Here is a 15,767-nt window from a genome sequence, read left to right as displayed (position 1 = left end):
CCCCTCATGTCTTTCTGTTGAGGAAGGCCATCCGGTTCCCAGGACCGGATGGCCCGGTTGGCATCAGCGATGGGCGGCCGCGTGCGGGATGCCGTCTATCGGGCATTCGTCCGTGCCGACCGTGCCGCGGGTCATGGCCTCGACCATCTCGCGCGTCCCGTCCGGGTCGTTCACCCACCTGGCGTAGAAGTTGTAAGGGCAGGCCGCGACGCCGCGGTCGCCGTCGCCGGAATTGATCGTGCCGGTGTAGCCGCGGTGCAGGAGCTTGAAGAGGTGGTTCTGCGACTGGCCGTTGCGGCGGGCATCGCGGATGGCCGAGACGGAGAGCTGGGCATACTGGATGCCGTTCTCCTCCGTGCCGCATTCGCCGAGCGTGCGCCCGTCGAAGCCGATAATGGCGGAATGGCCGAAATAGGAATAGACGCCGTCGAAGCCGGCGGCATTGGCGACCGCGACATAGACATTGTTCGCCCAGGCCATCGACTTGGAGATCTGCACCTGCTGCTCCTTGGCCGGATACATGTAGCCCTGGCAGCGGATGATGAGCTCGGCGCCCCGCATGGCGCAGTCGCGCCAGATTTCCGGATAGTTGCCGTCGTCGCAGATGATGAGGCTGATCTTCAGGCCCTTCGGCCCCTCGGAGACATAGGTGCAGTCGCCGGGATACCAGCCCTCGATCGGCACCCAAGGCATGATCTTGCGGTATTTCTGGACGATCTCGCCCTTGTTGTTCATGAGGATGAGCGTGTTGTAGGGCGCCTTGTTCGGGTGCTCCTCGTGGCGCTCGCCGGTCAGCGAGAAGACGCCCCAGACATTGGCCTTGCGGCAAGCCTCGGCGAAGATCGCCGTCTCCTCGCCCGGTATCTGCGAGGCGGTTTCGTACATCTCCCTGGAATCATACATGATCCCGTGGGTCGAATATTCCGGGAAGACGACCAGATCCATGCCCGGCAGGCCGATCTTCATGCCCTCCACCATCGCGGCGATCTTGCGGGCGTTCTCCAGCACTTCGGCCTTGGTGTGCAGCCGCGGCATCTTGTAGTTCACGACAGCAACGCCGACGGTATCTTTGCTGCTGCTGATGTCACCATGGTACATTTCAAGTCTCCTTAGACGACGAGGTGGCTCTGGATGAGCTCATCGCTGAGCGCGCCGATGTCGTCGGACACGGCCACGCTCCCGCGATTGAGGATCGCGAAGCGGTGCGAGGCCCGCCGCGCGAATTTGATGTTCTGTTCGACGAGGATCACGGCGAGGCCGTGCTTGCGGTTGAGGTCGATCAGCACGTCCTCGATCTGCTCGACGATGTTGGGCTGGATGCCCTCCGTCGGCTCGTCGAGGAGCAGGATCTTCGGTTCCGACAGGAGCGCCCGCGCGATGGCGAGCTGCTGCTGCTGGCCGCCGGAGAGGTTGCCGCTGCGCCGGCCGAGGAATTCCTTGAGGATCGGGAAGAGGTCGAAGATGTGGTCGGGGATCGTGCGCGCCGGCTTCTCCGCCGCGAAGGTGCCGATGAGAAGGTTCTCGCGCACGGTGAAGCTCGGCAGGATGCCCCGCCCCTGCGGCACGTAGCCGAGCCCGGCACGTGCCCTCACGTGCGTGGGGAGCTGGTTGATCTCCGCCCCGTCGAGCCGGATCGAGCCGGCGCAGCGTGACATGAGGCCGAGGATGGTGCGCAGCAGCGTCGTCTTGCCGACGCCGTTGCGCCCGAGCACCGTCAGGAATTCCCCCTCCCGCACCGAGAGCGAGACGGACTGGAGGGCTCGGCTGCGGCCGTAGAAGCCGTCGACATCGGAAAGCTCAAGCATGGCCGATGCCTCCCGAGCCGAGATAGGCCTCGCGGACCTTCGCATCCTGCGAAACCTCGTCGGCGGTGCCCTGCGCCAGCAGCTTGCCCTGATGCATGACCGAGATCGTCTCGGCGATGTCGCGCACGAAGCCCATGTCATGCTCGACGACGACGAGCGTGTGCTTGCCGCGCAGCCGGTTGAAGAGCTCGGCGGTCATGTTGGTCTCGTGCGCCGTCATGCCGGCCGTCGGCTCGTCCATCAGGATGAGCGCCGGATCCTGGGCGAGGATGAGGGCGATCTCCAGCCATTGCGTCTGGCCGTGCGAAAGCTGCGCTGCCTGGGTTTCGAGATGATCCTCCAGCCCGACGAGGACGGCGAGGCGTTCCAGCCGCTCGGTATCCACCCCGCCGGAGAACCGGAACAGGTTGCGCCAGACGCCCGGATCGCGCGAGCAACCGATCTCCAGGTTTTCCCGGACGGTCAGCTCGCGGAAGACGCTCGGCACCTGGAACTTGCGGCCGATGCCGGTGCGTGCGATCCGGAATTCCTTGAGAACGTGGATCGGAGCGCCGCGGAAGGCGATTTCCCCGGATGTGATGCGGGACTTGCCGCAGATCAGGTCGAGCGTCGTCGATTTGCCGGCACCGTTCGGGCCGATCAGGCAGCGCAGCTCGCCCGACGCCACCTCGAAGTCGAGCCGGTCGACAGCGATGAAACCGGAAAAGGCCACGGTCACCTGTTTGAGCGCAAGGAGCTGTTCGCGTGCGGGCGTCATAGCGCACCTCCGAGATGGGGTTGGGATTTGGAGGTTTGCTCGGTGGCATGGCGGGCGCCGCCCTTGCGCGCCGCCTTAGGGAAGCGACGCACGAGGGCTTCGAAGACGCCCGCCAGCCCCTTCGGCATGAACAGCACGATGAGGACGAAGAGGCCGCCCATGACGAGGGTCCAGGTTTCGAGGAAGGCTTCGGTTTCCGACAGTGCGCCCTGCACGCCGGTGACGAGCACCGCGCCCAGCATGGCGCCGAGAAGGCTCTGCCGGCCGCCGACGGCGACCCAGATCACGATGGAAAGGCTGAGCGGCACGCCGAGGAAGGTCGGCGAGGCGAATTCCATGATGATCGTGTAGAGCATGCCCGCAAGGCCGGCGATGGCGGCCGAAAGCGCGAAGACGAAGGTCTTGTAGAGCGCCACGTCATAACCGAAGAAGCGCACCCGCTCCTCCTGGTCGCGCACCGCCTGCAGGATGAGGCCGGTCTTGCTGCGCGAAACGGCGAGCGCGAGGAACAGCGTGACCGTGAGGCAGATCGCGACGAGATAGTAGGTCGAGGCTGAGTAGACGTCGAAGGTCAGGCCGAAAATCTCGAACCGCGCGAGATCGGTGATGCCGTTGAAGCCGCCGGTGTAGCTCTGCTGGTCGATGATGATGAGGTTGACCACCACCATGGCGGCAAGCGTGATGATCGCCGCATAGACCCCGGCGATGCGCCCGCCGAACATGAACCAGCCGAGCAGCGCGGCGAACAGTGCCGGGACGAGGATGCCGGCGAGAAGCGCGAAGGGCATGGAATGGAACGGCACCCATATCCACGGCAGTTCCGTCACATTGTTCCAGACCATGAAGTCGGGAAGACCGTCGCTGCCGGTGTGGATCGGCACCGTCTTCAGCTTCAGGAACATGGCCATGCAGTAGGAGCCGAGGCCGAAGGTCGTCGCCTGGCCGAGATTGAGGATGCCGGCATAGCCCCAGGACAGGCTGAGCGCGATCGCCAGCATGCCGAAGATCAGGTAGCGGGCATATTTGTTCAGCAGGAAGGCGTCGTCGACCAGCACGGGCACGATGAGGATCGCCAGACAGACGACGCCGTAGAGGAGGATTTGGCGGGAGACTTTTCCAGACAAGGACGGAACCTCTCGTTGACGCGGGCGGTCAGGCGCGCACACGCGGGGCGAACAAGCCCTGCGGCCGGAACCGGATGATGATGACGATGGCGACGAGGACGAGCGCCTTGGCGATCGTGTCGTTGCTGTAATAGGCAAGGAGCCCGGAGGTTTCGCCGAGCACGGCGGAGCTCACGAGCGTACCGACAAGGCTCTGCACGCCACCGAGCACGACAACCATGAAGGCATCGACGACATAGGTCGTGCCCATCTCGGGTGAGACGCTCTTCAAGGGCGAGATCAGCGCGCCGGCGAGCCCCGCAATGCCGGCCCCGTAGGCAAAGGTCAGCCGGTAGGCTCTGGCGGAATTGATGCCGAAGCTCGAAGCGATGGCGCGGTTCTGGGTGATCGCCCGAAGCTTCAGGCCGAAGGACGTGTAGCGGTAGATGCACCAGGTCGCGAGGAAGAGGCCGAGCGCCACGGCGAGCACGAAGAGCCGGTAGGCCGAGTCGGTCGCACCGAGGATATCGACGCTGCCGGACAGCGACGGCGGCATCTGGACGTAGCGCAGCTCGCCGCCGGCCGTCAGGCGGACGATCTGCTGGGTCATCACGCCAAGGCCCCAGGTGGCAAGGATCGTGTCCAGCGGCCGGTCGTAGAGATGGCGGATGACGGCGACCTCGATCAGCCAGCCGAGCGCGGCGATCAGGAGGAAGATCACGGCAAGGCTCGCCAGCAGGCTCCAGCCGAGCTGGCTCTGCAGCAGCCAGGCGCAATAGGCGCCGAGCATCACGAACTCGCCGTGGGCAAGGTTGATGACGCCGGTCACGCCATAGATGATCGCAAGCCCGAGGGCCACGAGAAGCAGGATCGACGACAGGCTGAGGCCTGTCAGGATTTGCGAAACGACGAAGTCCATATGCACCTTCTCCGCAGGTTGGGCCGGCGGCCGACCGACAGACGGCCGCCGGCTGCTTGGGGGATCAGACCTCCTTGAGGCCTTCGGCGGTGCACTTCTGGTTGGGATAGGCACTGTAGGGATTGGGCTCCAGCCAGTCGGCGGACTGCGTCAGGATCTCGAACTGCCCGTCCGCCTTGCATTGCCCGATCTTCGGGCGCAGCCAGCAATGCAGGTTCTCCGGCTCCACCTTCACGAGCCCCTGCGGCGCCTTGTATTCCTCGCCCTTCACCGCCTCGCGGATGGCGAGCGGGCCGATGTCGCTCGCGGCGAGCTTGGCGACCGCCTGCTTGAAGAGGTGGATCTGGAAATAGGCGGATTCCGACACGAAATGCGTGACCTTGTCGCCACCCCAGCGCGAGCGATAGGCCTCGACGAAACGCTGGTTCTCCGGGGAATCGAAGACCATGAAATAGGGTGCGGAGGTGAAGTGGCCGGCGGCGGCGTCACCGCCCATGGCCGCGACCTCGTTCTCCGAGGTGGTGAGGCTCGCCATCGGCATGGTCGCCGGGTCGAGGCCGGCCGCACGATACTGCCGGTGCAGCGCCACGACGGAATCGCCGACCACCGTCGAGAAGATGACGTTGGGCTTTTCCGAGCGGAACTTGTTGATGACGGAGGAGAATTCCGAATGGCCGAGCGGCACGTATTCCTCGGCGATCACTTCCGCGCCGAGCCCTTCGAGCAGCTTCTTGCAGTAGTTGTTCTCTTCCTTCGGATAGATGTAGTTCGAGCCGATCAGGTACCAGCGCTTGCCGAACTTCTCGACGAGCCAGGGGATGAAATCGTCCTGCTGCTGGTTCGGCACGGCGCCGGTATAGATGACGTTCTTGGAGCACTCGCGGCCCTCGTAGAGCGTCGGATACCAGAAGAGGTTCTCCTGCTTCTCGAAGACCGGCAGCACCGCCTTGCGGCTCGCCGAGGTGTAGGAGCCGAAGACGGAAACACAGCGGTCGGAGAGCACCAGCTTGCGGGCCTTTTCGGCGAAGGTCGCCGGGTCCGATGCGGGGTCCTCCACGACCGGTGTGATCTTCAGGCCGTTGATGCCGCCATTGGTGTTGATCTCCTCGATCGCCATCAGCGTCGCCTTGTTCAGCGACTCCTCGATGATCGCCGTCGTGCCGGTCAGCGAGAAGAGCACGCCCACCTTGATCTCGCCGTCCTGTGCGAAGGCCAGCGAGGAATTCTTCGACCAGATATGGGGAAAGCCGACCAGCGACACCGCGCCTGCTGCGGCCCCAACTTTCAGAAATTCACGCCTGTTCTTGTTCACCCTCTGTCTCCATCAAAAAACAAAGGCCCCGAAGCGCTCCGCCGGTCCGGCAGATCGTTTCGGGGCCTCTTCGCCTCTGGATTTGTTTGCGGCGTCCTCGCCGCGGGGAATGTGCTCGGGCTGTCGGCGGGTCCGGATGCAACGCCACCAGCGTTGCTTCACCGGGCCTGCATCAGGCCATTCAGAAAAACAAAAAACCCCACGTTCCGCTCTTTGCGGACCCGCGGGGTTTCGTCACCCTTTATGTGCGCAGCGTCTTTGCCGCGGACAATTCCAAAACGCTAACTGAGAAGTTCGTGCGAGTCAATCACCGCCGCAGCGACGGCGCCGATGGTCACGCGCTTCTCCATCGCCTGCTTGCGCAGGAAGTTGTAGGCCTCCTCTTCGCTCAGGTTTTTCAAGCGGATGAGCAGCGCCTTCGCCCGCTCGACGAGGCGCATGGTGCGCAGGTTCTCGTCGAGCTTGTCGATCCGCCCGCGAAGGCGCCGCTCATATTGGAAATGCTCGCGGGCCATCATCAGCACCGACTGGATCATCCGGGCGGTTGCCGGATAATGCAGCATGCCATGCGCCGCGCAGTTGTGGACGAGCTTCAAATTGAGGGGCGCCTTGCCGTCATCCACCAGGATGAGCGCAGAGGAAGGCTCCCCCGGCACCCAGGGTATGCGCTGGGGAAGATCGTCCGACAGCAGGCAGAAGATCGCGTCGTATTGCAGGGGAATCTGCGCCGGCTTCGGCCAGATGTGCCGCACGGCGACGCGCTGCCGCTGCAATTCCCGGATCAGGAACTCGCCGTTGTCGTCACGCTCGACGATGACGGCGACGGTGAATTCGGCCGGCAGGCCCGCCTGCCGCGGGCGCTCCTCCGCGCTGGCGCGGCTTTCCGGCCGTTGCGTACCGATCCAGCGATCGTGCCCGTAGTCCGCCCTCGACATGTCCGGCATCTTCTCCTCCCGCGCGGGACGGCGCGTTTCTGTTCGCTGCATTCAGCAATTCTCCAGGCAACGGCCGTAGCCGATGAGATAGGGATCGGCCTTCACGCTGGCCTGTGACTGGAAGACGATGTCGAACTGGCCCTGCCGGTTCGCCCGGCCGATGCGCGTCCACACATCCGCATGGCCCCAGACGGGATTGATCGACACGCTTCCCTGCGGCGCCTCGAATTCCGCGCCCATGACGAAGGTGCGCAGCTGCCTGGTGTCGAGGGAATTGGTCTCCTCCAGCGTGCGGGCGAAGAGATTCACCTGAAAATACGAGGCTTCGAGGCACATATTGGTCGGCTCGTCGTCGCCGTAGCGCTTCTGGTAGTGGCTGACGAAACTGCTGTTGCGCGCCGTCTCGATGCCCTGGAAGTAGGATGCGGCCGTATAATGCCCCTCCCCGACATCGTAGCCCATCGCCCGGATCTCCGCCTCGGTCGTGGTGAGGCTGGCGATCGGCACGGTCTTCGGATTGAGGCCGAGATCGTGATAGGCCTGATAGAGGAAGGTGGTGGATTCGCCCACGACCGTCGAAAAGATGACGTCCGGCTGCGCCTGCTTGATCTCGCGCACCAGCGGCACGAATTCGCTGCGGTCGGCCTCCAGGCGAAGATACCGCTCCCCCACGACCGTTCCGCCATTGTTGCGCACCAACTCCCGCATCACGCGGTTGGATTCGCGCGGATAGACATAGTCCGACCCGACGAAGAAGAACCGGTTGCCGAACTGGCTCATCAGCGCCTTGCACAGCTGCACGGAATTCTGGTTCGGTGTCGCGCCCGTATAGATGACGTTCGGCGAGAACTCGAACCCCTCGTAGAGCGTCGGATACCACAGAAGGCCATCCAGCCGCTCGACGACCGGCAGGACCGCCTTGCGGCTCGCCGAGGTGTAGCAGCCGAAGATCGTGCTGACACCATCCTCGACCATCAGGCGCTTGGCATACTGCCCGTAGGACCGGATCTCCGAGCCCGGATCATAGACGATCGGCTCGATCGGGCGCCCGTTGACGCCGCCCCGGTCGTTGATTTCATCGATGGCGATCAGCGTGCCGCGCAGCTGGGTTTCCTCGATGACCGACATGAATCCGGTCTTCGAGAACAGGACCCCGACACGCCATGGCGCGGACGTTCGCTGGTTTCGATTGAGAGCTCCCATTGTCTCGGTTCATCCCTGTATTTGATCCCCTTTTCTTGATCGGCCATCGCCGTGAGGTCTTGTCGCCCCATGGCTTCAGCTTGCCGAAGTGCCGTCCGTCCGCGTTTCCCAGGATGCGCCTGTTTTCGTTCTCCCGCCAGAAAACAAAAAACCTCCCAGCCTCGGAACGATGCGAGGCACAGGAGGCGACATTGCGCTCAGAAGTCCGGCGGCAACCTTGCCGCCCGTCAACGGATTGACGTCCCGTTACGATAAGATCGAGAAATGCGGAATGTCAACATGCGGTTCTTCGCGCTTTTGTGCCGCCGCCATATCGCCTGCCTTTTCGACGCAACACGCCGCAAACCACTGGAAATCGAGGGCGTGCCCGTCTCAGCGGATTTGCCGACCAAGCTCCTCAAGCGAGAGGCGCGGAAGGAAATTACACCACCTTCACATTCAAGTCACTTGAATATAGTTGCGTTTAAGTTTACAAAACGCATGGAAGCAAGCGGATCCAGAGAAATCCGCCTTCCTGGAGGGGCAGCATTTTTCATCGACATTTTCCGGCCGAGAGCCGGCGCCTCTCTGCGTGCCTTTTCGCCAACCAGAGGGAACCTGAACCGTGACGATCAACCGACGTGAATTCATGAAGGCGACCGCCCTCGGCGTCGCCGCGCTTTCGCTACCGAGCCTTGCCAGCCGGGCCGCGGCCGCATCCGGCCCGCTCATCTTCGCGGCGGCAGGCACCGTGACCAGCAGCTGGGACCCGACCTCGCACACGGTCGCCCCGCAGATCACCGCCGAGGGCTTCCTCTTCGGACACCTGACCAAATGCCCGATGAGCGAGGCCAATCCAGGCGAGATCCTGCCGGACCTTGCGACCGAATGGTCCGTCATCGACGAGCACACGCTGGAATACAAGCTGCGCCAGGGCGTCACCTTCCATGACGGCAAGCCCTTCACCGCGGCGGACGTCAAGGCGACCTACGAATATGCCTCCAACCCCGACCGTCCGGCCTCGGCCTGGTATCCGGGGCGCGTGGACGTCGAAGTGATCGACGACCACACGGTGCGGCTGAACACCAGGCAATACGGCTATCCGGCGCTGAATTTCTGGTACGTTTCGAGCTTCCTGCCGATCCTGTCGGCCGCCGACGTCGCCAATCCCGATACGCTCAAGCAAAGGCCGAACGGAACAGGCCCGTTCAAATATGTCGAGACCGTCGGCGACCAGATCAAGTTCGCCGCCTTCGACGATTTCCATGAGGGCAAACCCACCATCGAGGAGATCGTCTGGGCCTATGTGCCCGACGCCAACACCCGCGTGCTCGGCCTCCTCAATGGTCAGTATCACCTGACCGAGCGCCTGGAGCCGGAGCAGTATCTCTCCCTCCAGAAGGAGGCGAGCCTGAAGACGGACCGCTCGCTTTCCAGCGAGAACAAATATCTCCACTTCCGCTGCAACAAGCCGCCCTTCGACGATCCGCGCATCCGGCTGGCGGTCTGCCATGCCATCGACCGTTCCCAGGTCCTTGCCGTGGTCGGGGAGGCCGGACAGGCATCGAACTGCCACATCTCGCCGGTGAAGTTCGGCTTCACCGACGTGAAGGGCTATCCGGAATACGATCCGGAAAAGACGCAGGCGCTTCTCGCCGAGGCCGGTTTCCCGAACGGTGAGGGCCTGCCGGAAATCGAGTACATCACCTCGGTCGGCTTCTATCCGAAGACCCGCGAATATGGCGAGCTCATCACCGCCATGCTGCAGGAACAGGGTTTCCCGGTGAAGCTCACCACCCTTGAGCCGGCCGCCTGGGAGGAACAGCTCTATCGCCGCGCCGACGGCCAGGGCCCCGGTCATATCATCGATGTCGGCTGGATCACCGGCTCGCCCGAACCGGACCTCGTGCTGCGGCCGAACTACCATTCCCAGTTCGCGCTCATCAACGGTGTCAGCGACCCGCAGATCGACGCATCCCTCGACAAGGAACGCGGCGCCACCTCCACGGAGGAACGCCTGAAGATATTGCAGGAAGAGACCCTTCCGCTCATCGCCGGGAAGGCGCCGAGCATCTCGCTCTTCTCCTCGGTCTTCCTGCGCGCGATGAGCGCCAGGCTCGACGGCGTCACGTTCTATCCGAACGGGCCGATCGATCTGTCGAAGGCGACACTGTCCTAGGCCGCCTGCGGGCGATGCGCCGGCACCGCATCGCCCGCTCCCGTTCCCGTATCGCCGGATGACCAAAGATGGCTTTTGCCCTGGAATTCTTCTTGCGGCGCATCAGTCAGGGTGTTCTCATCGTCCTGGCCGTCGCCTTCGTCATTTTCACGCTGCTGCGCATCGCGCCGGGCGATCCGATCCGCATCATCCTCGGGCCGATGGCGACGCCGAGCGCCATGGAGGAAACGGCCGAGCGCCTCGGGCTGCGCGATCCCATTCCGGTGCAGTTCCTGCGCTATCTCGGCGATATCGCCAGGGGCGACTTCGGCAATTCCTTCATCCGCGGCAAGCAGGGCGGCACAACGGGCGGCTCCCAGGACGCTGCCGGCGCGCCGCCCGTCGAGCGCGCCGCCGTCATCGAGCTGATCGCCAAGGCCCTGCCCTATACGCTGCTGCTCGCCGCCTGCGGCTTCCTGCTCGCCTGTCTGGTCTCGATACCGCTCGGCATACTGGCCGGAGTAAGGAACAGCGGCTGGCCCCAGAAGGTCGCCCTCTACCTCTCCTCCTTCTTCGTCTCGCTGCCCAATGTCTGGGTCGGCATCGTGCTGATCTACCTGCTTTCGGCGCGCACCGGCTGGCTGCCCGCCATCGGCTACCAGCATATCGGCTATGTCATCATCCCGGCGATCGTCGTCGCGGTGGAACTCGCGCCGGTGATGATCCGCTCGATCTCTGTGGCGGTCGCGACCAATGTGCAGGACCCGTTCTACGAGATCGGCCAGGTGCGCGGCCTCAGCGCGCGGATCATGCTGTTCCGCCATGTGCTGCGCAACGCGGCCGTGCCGCTGCTCAACAGCTTCGGCGCGCAGATGATCGGTATGCTGCTCGGCGGGCTCTTCGTCGTCGAATATATCTTCAGCTTCCCCGGCATCGGGCTCCTGACCATCAACGCGGTCTTCCAGCGCGACTTCCCCGTGATCCAGACCGTCGCGATCTTCGCCAGCACCGTGCTCGTCTTAATCAACATCGCCGTCGACTTCGCCTCGACGACGATCGACCGGCGCCTGGAGTTCTGAGGGGTATCATGACCATCCTGTCCTCCATCCCGCAGTCCTCCGCCCCGGCCCGGGGCCAGAGCGTCAATGCCCGCATCCTGCGCCTTGCCTGGCGCTCCTCCGAAATGAAGGTGGCGAGCCTGCTCTTCCTTGCGCTCTGCCTGCTGACGCTGCTCGGGCCCTTCGTCATCGACGCCTCCGCCACGAAGATCTCCGTCGCCGACAAGTTCCTGCCCCCCGTCTTCATGGAGGGCGGCAGGCTCCCCTATTTCCTCGGTACCGACCAGCTCGGCCGCGACCTCCTGCTGCGCTCGCTGGTCGGCCTGCGCAACGCCTTCCTGATCGGCATCGTCAGCGTCATGCTGATGTTCGTGCTCGGCTGCGCCATCGGCATCTTCTCCGGCTATCGCGGCGGCTGGACGGATGTCGTCCTGATGCGCATCACCGATATCCAGATGTCCATTCCGGTCATCATCCTCGCCATCACCATTCTCGGCATGTCGCGGCCGAACCCGTTCACCATCGTCGCGGTGCTCGTGCTCTCCGGCTGGCCGATCTACGCCCGCGTCGCGCGCAGCGTGACGCTCGCCGAGCGGCAGAAGGAATATGTGCGCGCCGCGCGCATCATCGGTGCGTCGGACCTTCGCATCATGGTCCGCCATATCGCGCCGTCCATCCTGCCGCCCATCGCCTTCGTCGCGGTCCTCGACGTGGCGCGCATGATGATCTTCGAGGCAATCTTCGGCTTCATCGGCATCGGCATCCAGCCGCCGACGCCGACCTTCGGCACGATCATCTCGGGCGGCACGCAATATCTCCTGAATGCCTGGTGGATCACCATCGTCCCCGGCTGCCTGCTCGCGCTTTCGCTGGGCAGCCTCAACCTCATGGGCGGCGTTCTGGAAAGAAGCCGGAACCTCGTCCTGCAGGGAGCGGCATGATGGCGGCGGAACCTCTCCTGAACGTCGAAAACCTCAGCATCCGCTTCGGTTCGGCCGGTGCTGCACGCCCCCTCATCTCGAACGTCACCTTCGCGGTGAAGCCGAAATCCGTCCTCGGCATCATCGGCGAAAGCGGCGCGGGCAAGACGCTTCTGTCGCGCGCCCTGGTGAACTGGGTGCGCCCGCCGCTTGTGATCACCGCCGGCAGGGTGATCTATCGGGACCGCGACCTTCTCGCCCTGCCGGAGACGGACATGGCGCGCCTGCGCGGCCGCGAGATCGCCTATATCGGCGCCAATCCGACGACGGCGCTCGACCCGACGGTGCCGGTGGGCCACCAGATCGAGGAGAAGCTGCGGACCATCGAGCCGGGCCTTCCCCGCCAGGAGACAAGGAAGCGCGTCGTCGACCTGCTCGATGCCGTGCGCATCCCCTCCGCCCGCTCGCGCTTCGACGAATATCCCTTCCAATTCTCCGGCGGCATGATGCAGCGGGCGATGATCGTCGATGCGCTGATCTCCAACCCGAAGCTGCTGGTCGCCGACAACATCACCCAGCCGCTGGACGTGACCGTTGCCGCGCAGATCCTGCGGCTGCTGCGCGACCTGCAACGGGATTTCGGCACCTCCATCGTCTTCGTCTCCTCCTCCTTCGGCACCATCGTCGACATCGCCGACGAGGTCGTTGTCCTCGACAAGGGGAGCATCGTGGAGGCGCAGGATACCGGCAGGATCCAGAGGAACCCGGTTCACCCCTATACGAAGGATCTCCTCGCCAAGGTCCCCCGCCTCTGGCACGGCGTCGGCAGCATACCCGAGGCCAATGCCGAACCCGTCGTCCTCAGCGTGCGCGATGTCGCCAAGACCTATGCGGTGAAGGATCGCACGTCGCTGTTCCGCAAGAACCGGGTACAGGCGGTGCGGGGCGTCTCCTTCGAAGTCCGGCGCGGCGAAAGCCTCGGGCTCATCGGCGAATCCGGCTGCGGAAAATCCACCCTGTCGCGCCTGCTCTCTTCGCTGGAACCGCCGGATCATGGCGCGATCGAGGTGAACGGCGTCGACGTCGCCACCCTGCGCGGCGCGGCCCTGCTTTCGATGCGGCGGCGGTTCCAGCTCCTTCTGCAGGATCCCTACACGTCCATCCCGTCGCATGTTTCGATCGGTGCGACAATCGCCGAGCCCCTGCGCATCCACCGGCTGGCCTCGGGACGCGGACTGCGGGAACGGGTCTGCGGCGTGATGCAGGACGTCGGCCTGTCGCCCGATCTCTACGACGCCCTGCCCGTCGGCCTCAGCGCGGGCCAGCGGCAGCGCGTCAACATCGCCCGGGCGATGGTTCTCGAACCGAGTGTGCTGATCCTCGACGAGACGCTGTCCGCGCTCGACCAGATCGAGCAGGCCAGGCTTCTCGACCTCTTCGACAGCCTCCAGCGCAAGCATGGCATCACCTATCTCTACATCTCGCACGACCTTGCCATGGTGCGGCGGGCCTGCGCCCGCATCGCGGTGATGTATCTCGGCAAGATCGTCGAGATCGGCGACAACGAGACGATCTTCGGCGAGCCCGCCCATCCCTACACGCGCACGCTTCTGAGTTCGGTGAGCACGGTGGAGGAAAAGCCCTTCCTGCCGAAGGACTACCTGCTCGAAGGCGAGCCGCCGGACCCGATCCACATTCCCGAAGGCTGCTCCTTCCGCAGCCGCTGCCCCTTCGTCATCGAGACCTGTCGAAACGTCGAGCCGCCGCTGTCACCCCGGGCGGGCGGAAGCGCGGCCGCGTGCCATCTCGGCCTCGACCGGCTGCCGGCCCCCTCGATCGCGTTGAAAGCGCACAACGGGTCAGACCTGAAACGAATGGACAGCCTATGACATTCTTCCTCGAACGGGCGTCAGCGTTCTTCGGCGAGCGCGCGGCCGCCCACTGCGTCTGGCGGCACCACCTCCACCGCAACCCCGAAACCGCCTTCGAGGAGCGCGAGACGGCGGCCTTCCTGGCGGCCCGTCTCGACGAGATGGGCCTGCCGGTCAGGCAGGGCCTTGCCGGAACCGGTCTGGTGGCGAGCCTGCGGGGAAAGAGGGCGGGACCGAGCATCGGCTTTCGCGCGGACATGGACGCCCTGCCGCTGAACGAGCAATCGTCCCTGCCCTACCGCTCCGCCCGCCCCGGTGCCACCCATGCCTGCGGGCACGACGGGCATATGGCCATGCTGCTCGCCGCGGCCGACTATCTCTCCCGGCAGGAGGATCTAGCGGGCACGCTGCATTTCATCTTCCAGCCGGCCGAGGAGGCGGCCGGCGGCGGCAGGGTCATGGTCGAGGACGGGCTTTTCGACCATGCGCAATGCGACCTCGTCTTCGGCCTGCACAACTGGCCCTCCCTCGAAACGGGCAGGATCGCGGTGCAGCCGGGGCCGATGATGGCCGCCATGGACCTCTTCACGATCACGGTCAGCGGCGACGGCGTGCATGCGGCCCTGCCGCATCTCGGCACTGATACGATCGTGGCAGCGGGCGCGCTGACGCAGGCGCTGCAGGCCATCGTCAGCCGCGCCATCGATCCGCACCAGCAGCTCGTGCTCTCGATCACCCAGATCCATGGCGGTCATTCCCTGAACGCGCTGCCCGACAGCGTCGCGCTGCGCGGAACCCTGCGCTACTTCGATCCCGGCGTCGCCCGGACGGCGCACCGCCGGATGCACGAGATCGTCGAGGGCGTCGCCCGGACCCATGCCGTGGAGATCGCCCTCAACCTCAAGTCGCAATACCCCGTGACGACGAATGATGCCGACGCCGCCGGCATCATGCTGCGCGCCGCGGAACTCTCGCCCGCCGGCGGGGCGCCGGTCACGCAGTTTCCGCCGAGCATGGCCTCGGAAGACTTCGCCTTCATGCTCGCCGCGCGCAAGGGCGCCTATGCCTGGATCGGCAACGGCCGCCCGACGGCGCTGCACAGCCCGGACTTCGACTTCAACGACGAGATCCTGCCGCTCGGCGCGCACTATTGGGTCGCGCTTGCGCAGGCCTGCCAATCGCAAACCGCATAAACGACCTGACCAGAGGAGAAGAGACATGAGACTTGCGGGCAAGAAAGCCTTGATGATCGGCGCCGCCACCGGCATCGGCAGAGCCGCGGCCATCCAGTTCGCCGACAACGGCGCCGACATCGTCATCGCCGACATTAACCTGCCGGCGGCCGAGGAAACGGTCGCAAGCCTCGCGAAAACGGGCCGTCACGCCTCGGCCATCGCCTGCGACGTCCGCGAGGAGGCGAGCGTGCGCGATGCCGTCGCGGCGGCGGAAAGCCGGATGGACGGGATCGATACGCTCGTCTTCTTCGCCGGGCTGCAGAGGCTCGGCCATGCCGAGCAGTTCTCCACCGCCGACTGGGACGCGGTGTTCGACGTCAATGCCCGCGGCACGTTCCTCGCGACGAAATATGCCGCCCCCGTCATCCGCAAGGCCGGCGGCGGCAGCATCATCACCACCTCCTCGCTGGCGGGCCTTCGCGGCGCACCCGGCATGACGGGCTACGCCGCCGCCAAGGGCGCGGTCATCGCCTATACCGTGGCGCTCGCGCAGGAGCTGGCGCCGGACAATA

General features: G+C 64.8%; 15 protein-coding genes (1 of these 15 running past the window's edge). 7 read left to right on the top strand and 8 right to left on the bottom strand.

Translation table 11 applies throughout. The annotated features are described in order from the left end of the window. Positions 1–63: 63 nt before the first annotated feature. The 8 genes from AABF56_RS00110 to AABF56_RS00075 form a co-directional block, all read right to left on the bottom strand. Positions 64–1,098, bottom strand: coding sequence for an aliphatic amidase (locus AABF56_RS00110; protein ID WP_272804479.1), 1,035 nt, complete (start codon positions 1,096–1,098; stop codon positions 64–66). A gap of 11 nt (positions 1,099–1,109) precedes the next feature. Beyond that, positions 1,110–1,805 carry an urea ABC transporter ATP-binding subunit UrtE gene (gene urtE / locus AABF56_RS00105; RefSeq protein ID WP_272804478.1) on the bottom strand — a complete coding sequence of 232 codons (696 nt, stop codon included), beginning with the start codon at positions 1,803–1,805 and terminating at the stop codon, positions 1,110–1,112. Continuing rightward, complete coding sequence (urtD, locus tag AABF56_RS00100; protein ID WP_272804477.1) at positions 1,798–2,562, bottom strand: urea ABC transporter ATP-binding protein UrtD; 765 nt, start codon at positions 2,560–2,562, stop codon at positions 1,798–1,800. Before urtD ends, urtE begins: the two co-directional genes overlap by 8 nt. Continuing rightward, on the bottom strand, positions 2,559–3,686 hold the full coding sequence (urtC, locus tag AABF56_RS00095; RefSeq protein ID WP_272804476.1) for an urea ABC transporter permease subunit UrtC: 1,128 nt from the start codon (positions 3,684–3,686) through the stop codon (positions 2,559–2,561). The genes urtD and urtC overlap by 4 nt, the downstream gene beginning before the upstream one ends. Before the next feature lie 28 nt (positions 3,687–3,714). Further along, entirely contained in the window at positions 3,715–4,584 is an 870-nt protein-coding gene (gene urtB / locus AABF56_RS00090; protein WP_272804475.1) for an urea ABC transporter permease subunit UrtB, read from the bottom strand. Positions 4,585–4,648: 64 nt separating this feature from the next. After that, positions 4,649–5,896, bottom strand: coding sequence for a transporter substrate-binding protein (locus tag AABF56_RS00085; protein ID WP_272804474.1), 1,248 nt, complete (start codon positions 5,894–5,896; stop codon positions 4,649–4,651). Between the two features lie 281 nt (positions 5,897–6,177). After that, positions 6,178–6,882, bottom strand: coding sequence for an ANTAR domain-containing response regulator (locus AABF56_RS00080; protein WP_272804473.1), 705 nt, complete (start codon positions 6,880–6,882; stop codon positions 6,178–6,180). After that, positions 6,883–8,034: a transporter substrate-binding domain-containing protein gene (locus AABF56_RS00075; RefSeq protein ID WP_244768090.1), complete on the bottom strand. Its 1,152-nt coding sequence runs from the start codon at positions 8,032–8,034 to the stop codon at positions 6,883–6,885. A gap of 279 nt (positions 8,035–8,313) precedes the next feature. Here AABF56_RS00075 and AABF56_RS00070 point away from each other — a divergent pair, with 279 nt between their 5' ends. The 7 genes from AABF56_RS00070 to AABF56_RS00040 form a co-directional block, all read left to right on the top strand. Further along, positions 8,314–8,658, top strand: a complete 345-nt coding sequence (locus tag AABF56_RS00070; protein ID WP_272804472.1) for a hypothetical protein — start codon at positions 8,314–8,316, stop codon at positions 8,656–8,658. A 4-nt stretch (positions 8,659–8,662) separates the two neighbouring features. After that, positions 8,663–10,192 (top strand): ABC transporter substrate-binding protein, encoded by a 1,530-nt coding sequence (locus AABF56_RS00065; RefSeq protein WP_272807404.1) that lies wholly within the window; start codon positions 8,663–8,665, stop codon positions 10,190–10,192. A 68-nt stretch (positions 10,193–10,260) separates the two neighbouring features. Next, positions 10,261–11,250: an ABC transporter permease gene (locus AABF56_RS00060; protein ID WP_272804471.1), complete on the top strand. Its 990-nt coding sequence runs from the start codon at positions 10,261–10,263 to the stop codon at positions 11,248–11,250. Between the two features lie 8 nt (positions 11,251–11,258). Next, a complete protein-coding gene (locus AABF56_RS00055; RefSeq protein ID WP_272804470.1) occupies positions 11,259–12,170 on the top strand; it encodes an ABC transporter permease in 912 nt (303 codons plus the stop codon). Beyond that, entirely contained in the window at positions 12,170–14,038 is a 1,869-nt protein-coding gene (locus tag AABF56_RS00050; RefSeq protein WP_272804469.1) for a dipeptide ABC transporter ATP-binding protein, read from the top strand. The genes AABF56_RS00055 and AABF56_RS00050 overlap by 1 nt, the downstream gene beginning before the upstream one ends. After that, positions 14,035–15,213: an amidohydrolase gene (locus AABF56_RS00045; RefSeq protein WP_272804468.1), complete on the top strand. Its 1,179-nt coding sequence runs from the start codon at positions 14,035–14,037 to the stop codon at positions 15,211–15,213. The genes AABF56_RS00050 and AABF56_RS00045 overlap by 4 nt, the downstream gene beginning before the upstream one ends. A 25-nt stretch (positions 15,214–15,238) precedes the next feature. After that, positions 15,239–15,767, top strand: the 5' portion of a protein-coding gene (locus AABF56_RS00040) for an SDR family NAD(P)-dependent oxidoreductase (RefSeq protein WP_272804467.1). It continues 230 nt past the right edge of the window; only the first 529 of its 759 coding nucleotides appear in the window; it begins with the start codon at positions 15,239–15,241; its stop codon lies off the right edge, out of view.

It is taken from the genome of Shinella sp. WSC3-e (assembly GCF_945994535.1).
Taxonomy (GTDB): Bacteria; Pseudomonadota; Alphaproteobacteria; order Rhizobiales; family Rhizobiaceae; genus Shinella; species Shinella yambaruensis.
Note: the sequence above shows the minus strand (reverse complement) of the source record. Positions and strands in the feature narration are given on the sequence as shown.

Excerpts from the sequence above, each read along its gene's own strand:
- AABF56_RS00110 (WP_272804479.1), bottom strand. The coding sequence starts at position 1,098 with ATGTACCATGGTGACATCAGCAGCAGCAAAGATACCGTCGGCGTTGCT.
- urtE (WP_272804478.1), bottom strand. The coding sequence starts at position 1,805 with ATGCTTGAGCTTTCCGATGTCGACGGCTTCTACGGCCGCAGCCGAGCC.
- urtD (WP_272804477.1), bottom strand. The coding sequence starts at position 2,562 with ATGACGCCCGCACGCGAACAGCTCCTTGCGCTCAAACAGGTGACCGTG.
- urtB (WP_272804475.1), bottom strand. The coding sequence starts at position 4,584 with ATGGACTTCGTCGTTTCGCAAATCCTGACAGGCCTCAGCCTGTCGTCG.
- AABF56_RS00080 (WP_272804473.1), bottom strand. The coding sequence starts at position 6,882 with ATGCAGCGAACAGAAACGCGCCGTCCCGCGCGGGAGGAGAAGATGCCG.
- AABF56_RS00075 (WP_244768090.1), bottom strand. The coding sequence starts at position 8,034 with ATGGGAGCTCTCAATCGAAACCAGCGAACGTCCGCGCCATGGCGTGTC.
- AABF56_RS00070 (WP_272804472.1), top strand. The coding sequence starts at position 8,314 with ATGCGGTTCTTCGCGCTTTTGTGCCGCCGCCATATCGCCTGCCTTTTC.
- AABF56_RS00065 (WP_272807404.1), top strand. The coding sequence starts at position 8,663 with ATGAAGGCGACCGCCCTCGGCGTCGCCGCGCTTTCGCTACCGAGCCTT.
- AABF56_RS00060 (WP_272804471.1), top strand. The coding sequence starts at position 10,261 with ATGGCTTTTGCCCTGGAATTCTTCTTGCGGCGCATCAGTCAGGGTGTT.
- AABF56_RS00055 (WP_272804470.1), top strand. The coding sequence starts at position 11,259 with ATGACCATCCTGTCCTCCATCCCGCAGTCCTCCGCCCCGGCCCGGGGC.
- AABF56_RS00050 (WP_272804469.1), top strand. The coding sequence starts at position 12,170 with ATGGCGGCGGAACCTCTCCTGAACGTCGAAAACCTCAGCATCCGCTTC.
- AABF56_RS00045 (WP_272804468.1), top strand. The coding sequence starts at position 14,035 with ATGACATTCTTCCTCGAACGGGCGTCAGCGTTCTTCGGCGAGCGCGCG.